The organism is Shewanella sp. 4_MG-2023, from assembly GCF_030548015.1.
Lineage (GTDB): Bacteria > Pseudomonadota > Gammaproteobacteria > Enterobacterales > Shewanellaceae > Shewanella.
The window spans coordinates 16,762-30,116 of the sequence record NZ_JAUORL010000020.1; the positions used below are offsets into that span (position 1 = coordinate 16,762).

Here is a 13,355-nt window from a genome sequence, read left to right on the forward strand (position 1 = left end):
AGCGCAGATTATAAAATAATTTGCGCTTTTTATTTATCGTCAAAACCAAGGTTAAGCGTTAGCTAGACCAAGGTTACACCTGCAAGGCTAAAACTTATATTGTCCTTTAACGCCATAGGTTCTTGGCTGGCTGTACTGAGCACGTCCTATGCCCAAAAATGAGGTCGAGTTATGAATTTGCGACACATCATCTGCCAGATTTTTACCCCATAAGAACACATTCCATGCGCCTGACTCAGCTTCAAAGCCAATTCTTGCAGCGCTTTCACCTCGCTCTTGGTTTAAGTTACTGACGGCATTATCTGGGTTTGAGTAAAACTTATCCCGTTTGAAGTAATCAGCCTGAACCACAAAATCGCCATAGTTCAGTGAATAACGATACTCAGCGCCAATGCCATAGGTATATTTAGGCGCTTCAGCTAATTGATTACCCGAGAAGTCAGTACCAGGGCCTGCTGGCTCTGGAAAAGCTTTAAATTCAGCATCAGTGTAACCATAGTTTGCCCACAACTGTAGACTGTCGATAGGTTGCCATTGCAGCTCAAGCTCAAAGCCTTTACTTTCAACTTCAGCGGCGTTGGTTATGGTGATAGCCGTGCCACCTGATGGCAGTTGGGTAAAGCTTTGCACCTGATAATCATCATGTTGTGAGATAAACACATTGGCATTTAGATTTAAGGTGTTATCTAAAAATGGCGACTTAAAGCCAATTTCATAAGAATCAACTGACTCATCTTCAAAGGGTAACGCTTCGGCATCATTGATTAAGTCGGCATTATAACCACCGCTTTTAAAGCCGCGAGAATAGCGGGCAAATAGCAGTAAATCTTCAACAGGGATCCAATTTAAGCTCACCGTAGGTGATACATCTGATGCGTCACGTGACTCTTTGGCTGATAAATTAGTAAACAAGCCTGAAGTATCAACAATGGTGTAATCAATGGCTTTCTCTTCATAGGTGTAACGAAGACCTGCGGTGATACTCCACTGATCAGTAAATCGATAATTACCGTGGGCAAATAGCGCATATGAATCGGCATCAACATCAGCTACACGGCTAGCACCAACATACACTGGTGGCGCTGCTGGGTTAAGTGCAGGTGCAAAGGCTTGGACATCTGAGTCACCCTCAATACTTTGGGTTAGGTAGTAAGCGCCAACAATGTAATCAAAGCTTTCATAGGCAGGAGAAGCGAGTCTTAACTCTTGAGAGAAGTGAGTTGAGTCTTCTGTTTGAAATTCAGTAAAGGCATAGGGCAGTGGCGAATAGTCTTCATCCACATCACTTAAGTTCCATTCTGAGCTACGTAGGCCTGTAACCGATGTTAATTGGAATTCATTGGCAAAGGTATGATCAATGGTCAGCCCGCTGCCTTTAATGGTGCTATCTAACCTTTGGCTTGAATCTAATGACACCACATTGACATCCGGTGCGAGTGGATCATCGACTTTTTCACCCAGTAATACGTTGGCTTTATTTTCAACATAATCAAAGCTTAACGACACGTTGGTATTCTCACCCGCATGCCAATAAAATTGCGCTCGGGTTGCCAGCTCATCTTTATTATTGAATTCATCAACAAATTTATCTGCTGGGAGGATCACCCCCAGCGGATCGCTGTTTTCAACAAAACCATCACGATCGGTTTTCGTCACTGACAAGCGCCCTGAAAAATCTTCAGAAAATGGAACATTAATACTGCCGTTATAGCTTTGCAGGCCAAAATTGCCAATATCCACACCTAAACGCCCGCTCAGCTCATCTGAATGTGGTCGCTTAGTAATAATATTAATCGCACCAGCAACGGTATTTTTACCAAATAGGGTTCCCTGAGGGCCGCGCAATACTTCAACACGTTCAACATCTAACGCGGATTGGTTAGCAGCTGATGAGCGCCCAACCCAAACGCCATCAATATATACCCCAACGCGGTTATCGTAACCTGGGTTACGTGAGCGATCACTAATACCGCGAATACCAAAAGATGGTGACGACTCTATGTACCCAGTGACAATCATGTTCGGCACACTAAATTGCATGTCTCGCACATCTTGCGCGCCTAGCCTTTCAATATCGGTCTCGTTCATGGCACTGATGGCAATAGGGACTTCATTAATTGATTGGGCGCGTTTTTGTGATGTCACCTGAATGACTTCAATACCTGTGGCGTTGTCTTGTTGCGTAGGGTCATTTTCTTGTGCATAGCTTGGAGCACTAAGCCCCAGCAAAACCACACTAATTGCGATACCTAATTGTGTTCTCTTCATCGTCGCACCTGTTTATTTATTTTTGTTTATTGGATTATTTTTATAAGCAAAAAACAGCACGCTCCCAAACTGCGCAACTCAACAACTTTGCCTTTATCTAGGGGTAACAAACTGATTAGAGGCAATCTGTCACCTAGATTACAAAGTGGTAACTTTCACGCAACGAACAAAAAGATTTCATCTTAACATTTGCCAGCAGCGTCTTTGTCACTGGACTGACAACTGCTGTTTCGGCGCATAATGTTCAGCAAATGTAATCAATGTGACAGTGTGGTGATTGCTTAAGCCCCTATCTTAACGTTAACGTTTTGATTACAAGTTGGTGGTGGCATGAAAGATTCAAATAAAATTCGCGTGGGGATCGGTGGGCTATTTCATGAAACAAACACCTATGCCACAGAGTTAACTGGGCCGACAACCCTTAAAGATTTAGTGGTGTATGAAGGTGAAGCGCTATTAAAGCTTGCGGGTACTGCCATGGGCGGCGCTATTGATGCCTGTCTCGAAAATGACTGGGAAATCGTCCCAACAGTATTCATGCACGTTAACACCACATTCGGCACAGTTACCGACGATGCTTATGCCGCCGTCAAGCAGCAGCTGTTATCAACATTAGCCAATGAGCCAGTCGATGTATTTTATTTGATGGTTCATGGCGCAGGTATCGTCCAAAGCACCTCAGATTTAGAAGGCGATCTGGCTAAGTCCATCCGCGAGGTCGTTGGGGTTGACACCAAAATCGTTGCCTCAACTGATTTACATGGCAAAGTGACAGATCTTATTGCTCGTGAATATGACTATTACACCACCTGTAAAGAATATGCCCACGTAGATTTTAATCCTTGCGCCAAAGAAGCACTACTCACTGGGGTTAGCGCCTTTTTAAATCAACTGACGCCCACCATGAATTACCAGAAAATTCCGATTTTATTGCCGCCTTCAACCACCATGGAGGCAGGTACCTTTGGCACCTTAATCCGCGATAAGTGCCTTGCCTATGAACAAAATCCTCAAATACTCAATTGCTCGGTAATGCACGGTTTTCCCTATCAAGACACTGAATATTGCGGCATGTATGTATTAGTGACCACTGACAACGATATTGTGTTAGCTGAGCAAATTGCCACTGAATTTGCCCAATGGATTTGGGACAACAGACAACTCAGCCTTAATCTGCCACCTAATGTCGATCAAACCATTGCCATCACAACCGATATTCTTGCCACTAAAGGCCGCTATCAAGCCCCTGCCGCTTTTTGGGAAAATGATAATAAACCGATTGTGATTGCAGATATCGGTGACAATCCCGGTGGCGGCTGTACCGGTGACACAACCCATTTGCTGAGTAAAATCCTCACCACCGACTTGGGTAAAGTGGCCTTTTTTAATATTCGCGATCCCCAAGTGGTAAAGCAAGCGATTGAGGCGGGTGTTGGCGCAACGATTAGTGTCAATTTAGGTGGCAAGTTAGATCCACTTCGCAGTGGCAATCCTATTGCGTGCACAGCTTATGTAAAGTCGATTTCTGATGGCATAGAAACCATTCGTGGCCCTATGTTAAATGGTGTGAGCTTCGATTTAGGCCCTTCAGTGAGACTCACCGTTGGCCAAGTGGATGTGATTGTGCAAACCGGTTTAGGCCAAGCTTTTGACGATGTATCGGGGCGTGCCCACGGAATTGATATTTATGAATACGATGTGGTTTGCGTTAAATCATCAGCACATTGGCGCGCCTTCTACCAAAAAGTAAGTGATCACTTACTGATGGCTGACTCACCCGGGCTTACCACCGCCAGAGTGGGCGAATTTGCGCATACCAAGCTCACGCACCCTATATATCCCATTGATAATGATGCCAGCTTTCCCATTAGCGCGTAAACGCTTCGCCGATAACAATAATAACAAGGATCATTTATGAAAAGTTCCAGCAATGTCATCAGCGACGATGGCGCATTAAACGCCGAAAACCGGCCCACAACTGCCGAAGATAGCAAGGCGACCAATCGCTATTATGTGCTGTTTATGCTGGCGCTAGTGTGCGCCTTGGCTTATATGGACCGCTTCGTATTGTCGGTGTTAATCGAACCAATAAAGCACGACTTAAGCCTTTCTGATACGCAACTAGGTTTGTTAACCGGCTTTGCGTTCGCCTTTTTCTATGCTGTGTTTGGTATTCCCATTGCCAGACTGGCTGATAAATATAATCGTCCATTGATCATCTCTGTTAGTGTGGCGCTGTGGAGTGCCATGACTGCAGCTTGCGGTATGTCAGTTAACTTCATTCAACTACTATTAGCCAGAATTGGCGTCGGAGTGGGTGAGGCAGGCTGTATTCCTGCCAGTCACGCCATGCTGGGGGACTTATTTCCCGGTAAACAAAAAGCCTTTGCGATTGGTATTTTCCAAGCTGGCGGCACCGTTGGTATTTTAGCGGGATTAATTTTAGGCGGCTTACTGGCCAACAGTGTGGGTTGGCAAATGACCTTTATTTTTATGGGCCTGCCCGGTTTAATCGTGGGCTTGGTGGTTTGGCTGACAGTAAAAGATAACAGAGGCCTAGATAGTGTCAGCAATCCGCTCATCAATGCTGATAATGATAAGCTCAACCTTATTGCGACCATCAAACATCTGCTAACACAAAGAACCTATCGAAACCTGATGTTAGGGCTATCTATGGGCGCGTTTGGTAATTATGGCATTGTGCAGTGGCTACCGTCATTTTTAATCCGAACCCATCACATGAGCCTTGAAGAAGTCGGTGTTCTTTATGGTTCGGTAATGGGCTTTGGTACCTTGTTTGGTACCTTGGCAGGGGCGTTTTTAGCCCCTAAGATTATTGCTAAAGATCAGCGCTGGGAAGTCAAATGGGCCGCATGTTGCTTTGTGATTGTCATTCCAATCTTTATCGGCAGCTTTTTAGTTGCTAACTCAACGCTGGCACTGGGGCTATTATTTTTAGGGGTATTTACCTTATCAACTGGGACTGGGCCATCATTTGCCGCAGTGCAAACCGTTGCAGGGCCTAAAATGAAAGCCATGGCCGTGGCACTAACCATGCTGTGTATGGCAATTTTAGGTCAAGGCTTTGGACCATTAGTTGTTGGCATGGTCAGTGACGCTTTAGTACCACAGTTTGGCGAGCAATCACTGCGCTATTCCCTCAGTATCTCAATGATTATTTTGGCATGGGGTGCGATTCATTTATTTAAAGCATCTAGCACTATCGTTAAAGACAGTCAGTCGCTTTAATTAACCTGTCATCAACGGCTTAGGTAATACCTAGGCCGTTAGCTATAACATTGCCATCATAGATACCTGTCTGCTTGCTGGTTTTACAGCCAAAAAATCAACATGGCTCGTCGCTAACCTCTGCCTTTAATCCCCCCTTTGACCTGCGCTTTGAGCGTTAATACCTCAGCTTAAACATTTCTGGTCTACAGTATGTATAAACTAAATTATGCCAATGCTTTTTAACCGACTGATAAAATCGTAAAAATAGCCAAATGTAGGTATTCAGTAAAGCACATTTCGGTTACTATGCGCGCCAAATAACGACTCCCTTTTACCCTAGAGTGACCATGCAAAATGAACGATGACAACTTCATTGAAAAACGCCGATTTATCATAAGATTAGGTAAGGCGTTGCACAAATTTGGCACCCCGGCATATCGCCTTGAGTCCCATTTACAAACGGTCTCTACTACCTTGGGGATTGAAGGCTATTTTTTGATCTCGCCCACTTCAATGACCTTCGTGTTACAGCATGATACTGAGCAAGAATATAATCATGTGGCGCGGGTCAAACCAGGGGAGTTAGATTTAGGCTCCCTTGCCCGCACGTTTGATTTAGTTGAAGAGCTAACCACAGGTCAGCGCACCTTAACCGAAGCCCTTAATCGCCTAGAAGAAATTGCCAACAAGCCTAACCCTTACGGCCATAAATTAACCTTGCTGTCTTTTGGCGTCAGCGCCGGCGCTTTTGCGATGCTGATGGACACCAGTTGGAATGATGTGTTCTGGTCAGCCATGCTAGGGCTACTGGTTTATGGCATGGTTTTTTGGGCTGAGCGCTCGTCACGAATGGCAGAAATGCTTGAGCCCCTTGCGGCGGTGATATGTGCGATTCTTGCCTGCGGTATTGCCATATTAGACCCTAGTATTAATATTCCTGTGGTGATCCTCTCTGGGATTATTATTTTTATTCCCGGTTTAGCATTAACACTGGGGCTTGCGGAGTTAGCCGCGCGGGATCTCATCTCAGGCACAGCCAGAATTATGGATGCGATGATGCTGCTGTTTAAGCTGTATTTTGGCGCCGTATTAGGCATGACACTGGGTAAAGTCATGTTTGGCGAATCAGTGCATATTGAGCCTTACGCGCTACCAATTTATGCCTCGTGGGCGGCGGTGCCATTACTCTCAATGGCGTTAGTGATTATCTTTAAAGCCCGCCTTAAGGATTCACCTTGGGGCATTTTTGCCGGTATCGTGGCGTATTTTTCAGCCATGATTGGCGGCTTATATTTAGGCGAGTCTATTGGTATTTTTGTCGGCGCACTGGCGGTGGGCATTTACTCCAACTTATTTGCCCGTTGGATGAAAGCACCGGTATCCATTGCCCTACTTCAAGGCATTGTTATTTTGGTGCCTGGCAGTAAAACCTATATCGGCTTAAACGCAATGATTTCAGGTGAAACCATGCTCAATCAGGCCCATATTGGCTCACAAGTGTTCTTGATTTTTATGTCACTGATTGCTGGACTTATTTTCGCTAACGTCATCGTACCGCCAAAGCGAAGTTTATAGCTTCTTAAATAATAGCTTCTTATATAATAGCCTCTTATATAATAGCCTCTTATATAACCGCCCTTTTAAAATGGCCCTCTAAAAAAGGCCCTCGGCAACACCAACAAGGGAGCACATCGCTCCCTTGTTGATTTTTACGCAAAAAAGCAGCGAAATTCAAAATACCCGCCATACTAAGATAAGGCATTTAATTTCAGCTGTTGAAATTTTAAATGCTATTTACTCAATAGCTTAATTAGCTATCCCTTCTATAAATAATTGAGTAGGTACCATAATAAAAACTAATAATATTGTGATAATTCGCGCTAATTGCGCTTTAGCCATTATCCTTGTTATTACCTTGATTATCTCTATCGCCGCGGCACATGCTGAGCAAATTAACAACCTGCAGCATTCAGCCTCGGCATTGGTAATGACAAACAGCAAAAACCAGTCAACCCCCTTTACTGTCGATAACATTATCGTGCAGAGCAATGCTATTTTTGATGAATCAGACCCTGATGCCTTCTTTATTCACCACTGGGCCAACTGGCTACATATCAACACCACTGAAGCAACGATCCTCGATAAGCTTACGTTCACTGAAGGCGATGAGGTAAATCAAAAAACCTTTGCAGAATCCCAGCGCTTACTGCGAGCCGAGCCTTACCTGCGAGAAGCCAAAATTTATCTCGCAGAAAAAGATCCTAGCGCAGAGAATGAGCAAGATACTGTGGTGGTGGAAACCTGGGATAATTGGTCACTCTTGCCCACCTTCAGCTTAAGCTCTAGCGGTGGTGAAACTAAGTTTTCTGTCGGGATAAAAGAAGATAACTTGATGGGACGCGGCATTAAAACCCGCTTTAAATATCAATCAAATGCTGATCGAACCGGTTATAAGTTTGGCATTTCAGCACCACTAAAATTCATCAAACACGCCACAATTGCTGCCAATTGGTATGATAATAGTGATGGTCAAGCAACCCAACTGTATTTTAATAAGCCGTTTTACTCACTAGATACCCCCGATAGGTATTTCGCAGAATACTTAACCGATCAACGTATTGATACCTTAAGACAAAATGGCCAAGACGTTAATGAGTTTGAGCATAATGTCGATTATGCCGCTATCGGCTATGGCTGGCTTATTGATAAAACAGAGGCGGATTTATCGCGAATTAGCTTAGGTTTTACCCAAGATAAACACCAATTTGAGCCCAGTGAGACCTTCCCAAATCAAGCCTTGCCTGAAGACAGAGACTTTTTATACCCTTGGGCAAGTTATGAATACTTACAAGATGATTATAAGGTGTTTACTAATATCCATCTAATTAATAATCATGAGGACTTTAACTTAGGCTGGCGTCACTTTGTTCAATTAGGCATTGAGACTCGCGATGTCGCCGAAGAGTCTTCTGTAGGCTATCACCTAACGGTCAGTAGCAGTCGAGGCTATCAACAACAAGATAATTTATTCTTATTTAATCTTACTGGTGAAGCCAGCTTTAACACCAGCCAAGCCGATTACTATAATATCAGCATCCAAGGTGAATACTTCCACCACATTAACCCTAAATGGACCGCCTACGCTAAAACCCGCTTAGCCAGCTCGCAAAATAATTACCTCGATGACCCCTTTGCCCTAGGCGATGATACAGGGGTAAGAGGTTATCCTAACGACTATCAATATGGTGATAATCAATGGTTGCTCACAGGAGAAGTCCGCTATTATCCCAACATCAATTTATATCAACTTGCTGAACTTGGCTGGGCCACCTTTGTGGATATTGGACAGGCGTTTGGCGGGCCTGATGACAATAATGAAGTCAACGCCCCCATTGGCAGCATTGGCATTGGTGCCAGAGTGTATTCATCAAAATCCAGCTACGGTAGTGTCGGCCATATTGATTTCGCGGTGCCCTTTACCAGCGGCGAATATGTCGATGATTGGGAGTGGCGCTTTCAAGTGAAAAATCGTTTTTAAACTGACACTTGTCGTTACTGCTGCAAGCTTAATTTTACTCTCTAACCACTAAGGCTTTTTAACCGCTGAAAAGCCTGCTATTTTTTGTTTCACTTGCTGTTCTTGCTGTTTATCATCAATGCGATAGATGCTTTTTATTCGGGTGGTGAATTGCGGCTCTGCCGCGGTCGATACCGTATCAAAACCCGCTTCAACTGTCCCCAGTTTCGATGAGACCAATAAGGCTTGTGCAAACTGCAAATTATTATCAATGCCATCAAGCACCAGTAAATAACTTTGCCTTGGGCGCACGTCAATAAATAAACTACGGCTATCGATACTGCGCCAACTATCAAGTCGAAAATGACTAATCGAGTTAACCTGCTGTAACTCATCAAACTGATACATGGCCGCTTTTTGCTTACTGGCTTGCGTTGCGGCGCAGCCAGTAAGTAATAGCATGAATCCTAAGCTCATCAACTTGTTTACAGACATGGTATACCCTCCTTTTAATTCATTGCGACTGAAAACAAACACCCTCAAAAACAACTACTTACACCACATTTTTCACTTACAATGAATAACCATCACTAAAATTAGTTTCAGTTTATTTATATAAGTTTTTATAATTCGGTACGTGTTCAACCCACTTAGGTGGCGTGCCAATATATTGCTGCACCGCTTTAATAAACTCACTCACTAGCAGGGTTTGCTTACGATGCGGATAGACAGCATATATGCCAGTATCCATAGTGGAAAGTGAATAGCGGGTTAATAATGGCACTAATTTAAGCTCAGTAATCGACTGATTTAAATTAAATAAATCAATATGAGTGTAACCTAAGCCATCCTTCACCGCTTCAATAATGGTTCTGACATCGCTGACTTTATAATTCCCCTGCATTTTATAGTTTTTAAACTGTTCGCCATGGGGCTGCTGGGATAAGCGCATCTGATCTAAGATGACATTACCATTGCTATAAATAACCGCAGGCAATTGAATTAACTCTTCTGGGGTTTGCGGGTGACCATGCTCTGCCAAAAATGCTTCTGATGCCAAGATGGCAAAGTGGGTCTTGGCAATTTTTTTTGCAATCAAATTCGACTCTGTGAGCTTGCCAATCCTAAAAGCCACATCAAAGTGATCAGAAATAATATCGGCGCGTTTATCATCCAATGACAGGGTAACTTTAACATTGGGGTATTGCTTCATAAATTGGCTGATGACAGGTTGCAGATACTCCTGACCAAAGAAGATAGACGAGGTAATTCTAATAATCCCTTTCGGCTCAGACTGATATGAATCTGCAATATTTTGGATTTGATTTAGGGTATCTAATAAAGTCTGGGTTTGTTCGAGGATCTCTTCCCCTGCTGAGGTTAATGAAAACGAGCGCGTTGAGCGATTAAGTAATTGCACCCCTAATTCGGCTTCCAACTTTTTGATTTGCTTTGACAGTAACGAGTTATCCATATCGTGCAATGCCGCCGCTTTAGTAAACGAACCCTGCTGCACCACATCAAGAAAAAGACTCAGCTGTTTAGTAATCGATTGCATTTATCATGTCCTTGGAAGCTTCAAGCAACTTCAAATAAGCTTGAATAAGCTTGAATAAGCTTGAATAAGCTCGAATAAGCTCGAATAAGCGTACTCAGCTAACTTTGATTAAACTAATCATAGCTTGCTGCCAAACTGAATCCAATCAAAGTCGCCGCCTAATAGTTGATATAAGCTTCAAGTTTACGATTGCTCAGTATCAATAACTTCCCTCAAGCCCTTATGCTTATCTTTGCCCTGAGAAAAAATGGCTATCACTCAACAATTACGTCGAGAAATTAAACTTAAATCTACGCTTTTTCAATGCATTAATCGCAAAACACTTTTTATTTTGAACAATCGTTCAAAATAAATCTTGAACGATCGTTCAATTAAGTCTATATTTATTTCACACAATGAAGTTACCCCCTATTTTTTACTAGAGCTAACTGACTTGAACTAAATTATTTATAAGAAGATTCAAATTCGGAGCATCATCATGAGCAAATTTACTATTCACACTATCGAGTCTGCACCACAAGCAAGTAAAACGATGTTAGAACAGTCTTTAAAAAGCTTTGGCATGGTGCCCAATCTTCATGGAGTGCTTGCTGAATCGCCGAATACCTTTGAGGCCTATCAAACACTGCATAACCTATTTGAAAGCTCATCTTTCAATGCCGAAGAATTAACGGTAGTGTGGCAAACCATTAATGTTGAACATGGTTGTACATACTGTGTACCAGCCCATACTGGCATCGCCCATATGATGAAAGTGGATGGCGCATTAACTGAAGCACTGAGAAATCGCACCGCTATGCCAACCGCTAAATTACAAGCACTACATGACACCACATTGTTGATGGTGCGTAACCGTGGCTTGTTATCTGATGCTGAAATGGAAGCCTTCTTTACAGCAGGTTATGGTCAGCAACAGTTACTGGAAATCGTTTTAGGTCTGTCACAAAAAGTCATTAGCAACTACGTAAACCATGTTGCTCATACTCCGGTGGATAAGCCTTTTCAACAATTTGCTTGGGAAAAGTAGCCGCTAATTCAGCGCTCACCAATAAGTAAGACGTTTACGGTTAACATTAAAGCTGATAATTATCAGCTTTAATCATTTTCAAAGCTAAATCCAAGTACAATTCTAAATTCGAACCTAAGTTCAAACCTAAGTACAAACCTAAGTACAAACCCAAGAAAAGCATAAGTCCAAAATCACATAGCAAGGCAGGTGTAATATGTCAGATAAAATTAAACTCGATATCGTTTCAGATGTAGTTTGTCCATGGTGTGTGGTCGGTTACAAGAGTTTGCAGCAAGCCATTAAAGAGCTGGGGATAGAAGACAAAGTTGAACTTGAGTGGCAACCTTTTGAGCTCAATCCTGATATGCCTGCAGAAGGTGAAGAATTACGTGCACATGTGGCGCGTAAATATGGTTCAAGTGCTGAAGATAGCGCCAAAGCCAGAGAAAATATTGCCCAGCGCGGCGCCGAATTCGATTTTGAGTTTAACTTTGGCGACGACATGCATATCGTTAATACCTTTGATGCTCATATATTGCTGGATTACGCCAAAGGTTTTGATAAACAAACTGAATTGAAATTACGTTTGTTTAGCGCTTACTTTACTGAGCATAAAGATGTCTCAGATAGAGCAGTATTGGCCAATGAACTAGCTGCTATTGGGCTTAACGTCGATGAGGCTATGGCATTATTAGACAACCCCGACATCAGAGAGCATATCAGCGCTGAGAAAAACCAATGGACCGCTGCGGGGATTTCTTCGGTACCGACGGTTATATTTAACCGCACTAGTGCCTTAAACGGCGCTCATCCGGTTGAGTCATATAAACAGGTACTGACGCAACTATTGGCAGAGTTAGAAAGTAACTAATGGTGAGACTTTTTTAAAGCCGATGACATAATAAACGGATGATAAATATCATCCGTTTTTTAGTTTATGAACCCGCTGTTGATGGGATTTATCCCGTTCTGCTTTAAGCTTTTAGAGCACGGCTCATTAACTTCACTGCTAAATAAGCTTTGGTAAATGTTATCACTGCGGCGTTAAGTCTCTTTAATCGCAAATTGGCTCATCATATTATCTAATGCTAGTAAATCAGTGGCGATCACATTGGGCTGAATCTCCCAAGGGTCAAATATCGCCGTTGGTGATCGCTTAACCCAAGCTGCTTTAAGCCCTGCCGATATAGCCCCCGTCACATCAAAAGAATTACTGGAGATTAACCAAGTTTGACTGGCGACTGAGCCTGACACTTGCAAAAAATGCTGATAAATAGCCGGATTAGGCTTAAAGGTATTGATCTCATCGGCGCTCACTATCGCTTCAAATAACTCAATAAGGCCTGCTGTTTGCAATAATTGCTCAACCGCTTTGGCAGTACCATTTGAAAAGGCAAATAACCGATAACCTTGGGCTTTAAATGCCAGCAAGCCTTGCTTTACTTCTGCAAATGCTGGCAAGGTTTTATAGCGTTCTAGTAAGGCTTGTTTTTGGCTTGAAGATAAAGATATTTGATAATACAGGCAGGTATAATCTAGCGCTTGGCGGGTACACTCACTAAAAGGAACATAATTGTTCATCAAGCCTCTGCGAAACGAATACTCTAATTGTTTCTCGCGCCAAGTAGTTGAGAACCCAAAGGCTTTATCACCCACCAGCGTTTGCAATTGTGCCAACAGCCCATGGGTGTTAATTAGCGTGCCATAAACATCAAAAGCCAGTGTAATAGCCATATTCATCCCTTAAAAATAAAATCATTTATTTAGAGGTT

The 13,355-nt window shown here is 43.0% G+C and carries 10 protein-coding genes; 6 read left to right on the plus strand and 4 right to left on the minus strand.

The window, feature by feature from the left end; translation table 11 throughout:
• Positions 1 to 87: 87 nt before the first annotated feature.
• Positions 88 to 2,268, minus strand: a complete 2,181-nt coding sequence (locus Q4546_RS12200; RefSeq protein WP_303446346.1) for a TonB-dependent receptor — start codon at positions 2,266 to 2,268, stop codon at positions 88 to 90.
• A 330-nt stretch (positions 2,269 to 2,598) separates the two neighbouring features.
• On the opposite strand from Q4546_RS12200, the gene Q4546_RS12205 reads away from it, so the two are divergent.
• The 4 genes from Q4546_RS12205 to Q4546_RS12220 all read left to right on the plus strand — a co-directional run bounded on the left by Q4546_RS12205 (position 2,599) and on the right by Q4546_RS12220 (position 9,037).
• Positions 2,599 to 4,146, plus strand: coding sequence for a M81 family metallopeptidase (locus Q4546_RS12205; RefSeq protein ID WP_303446347.1), 1,548 nt, complete (start codon positions 2,599 to 2,601; stop codon positions 4,144 to 4,146).
• A gap of 36 nt (positions 4,147 to 4,182) precedes the next feature.
• Complete coding sequence (locus Q4546_RS12210) at positions 4,183 to 5,517, plus strand: MFS transporter (protein ID WP_102440309.1); 1,335 nt, start codon at positions 4,183 to 4,185, stop codon at positions 5,515 to 5,517.
• A gap of 336 nt (positions 5,518 to 5,853) precedes the next feature.
• Entirely contained in the window at positions 5,854 to 7,074 is a 1,221-nt protein-coding gene (locus tag Q4546_RS12215) for a threonine/serine exporter ThrE family protein (protein WP_102440310.1), read from the plus strand.
• A gap of 412 nt (positions 7,075 to 7,486) precedes the next feature.
• Positions 7,487 to 9,037 carry a ShlB/FhaC/HecB family hemolysin secretion/activation protein gene (locus tag Q4546_RS12220; RefSeq protein WP_102440352.1) on the plus strand — a complete coding sequence of 517 codons (1,551 nt, stop codon included), beginning with the start codon at positions 7,487 to 7,489 and terminating at the stop codon, positions 9,035 to 9,037.
• A gap of 48 nt (positions 9,038 to 9,085) precedes the next feature.
• On the opposite strand, the gene Q4546_RS12225 is transcribed toward Q4546_RS12220, so the two are convergent.
• Positions 9,086 to 9,511, minus strand: coding sequence for a DUF6491 family protein (locus Q4546_RS12225; protein ID WP_102440311.1), 426 nt, complete (start codon positions 9,509 to 9,511; stop codon positions 9,086 to 9,088).
• A gap of 112 nt (positions 9,512 to 9,623) precedes the next feature.
• The gene (locus tag Q4546_RS12230; RefSeq protein WP_303446348.1) at positions 9,624 to 10,574 is read right to left on the minus strand and encodes a LysR family transcriptional regulator; all 951 of its coding nucleotides are present in this window, start codon (positions 10,572 to 10,574) and stop codon (positions 9,624 to 9,626) included.
• Between the two features lie 478 nt (positions 10,575 to 11,052).
• Between Q4546_RS12230 and Q4546_RS12235 the strand changes: the two genes are divergently transcribed.
• The gene (locus tag Q4546_RS12235) at positions 11,053 to 11,601 is read left to right on the plus strand and encodes a carboxymuconolactone decarboxylase family protein (protein ID WP_102440313.1); all 549 of its coding nucleotides are present in this window, start codon (positions 11,053 to 11,055) and stop codon (positions 11,599 to 11,601) included.
• A 196-nt stretch (positions 11,602 to 11,797) separates the two neighbouring features.
• Positions 11,798 to 12,454, plus strand: a complete 657-nt coding sequence (locus Q4546_RS12240) for a DsbA family oxidoreductase (RefSeq protein ID WP_102530827.1) — start codon at positions 11,798 to 11,800, stop codon at positions 12,452 to 12,454.
• Between the two features lie 173 nt (positions 12,455 to 12,627).
• Here the strand turns inward: Q4546_RS12240 and Q4546_RS12245 are convergent, their stop codons facing one another.
• A complete protein-coding gene (locus tag Q4546_RS12245) occupies positions 12,628 to 13,317 on the minus strand; it encodes a haloacid dehalogenase type II (RefSeq protein WP_102530826.1) in 690 nt (229 codons plus the stop codon).
• Between the last annotated feature and the right edge of the window lie 38 nt (positions 13,318 to 13,355).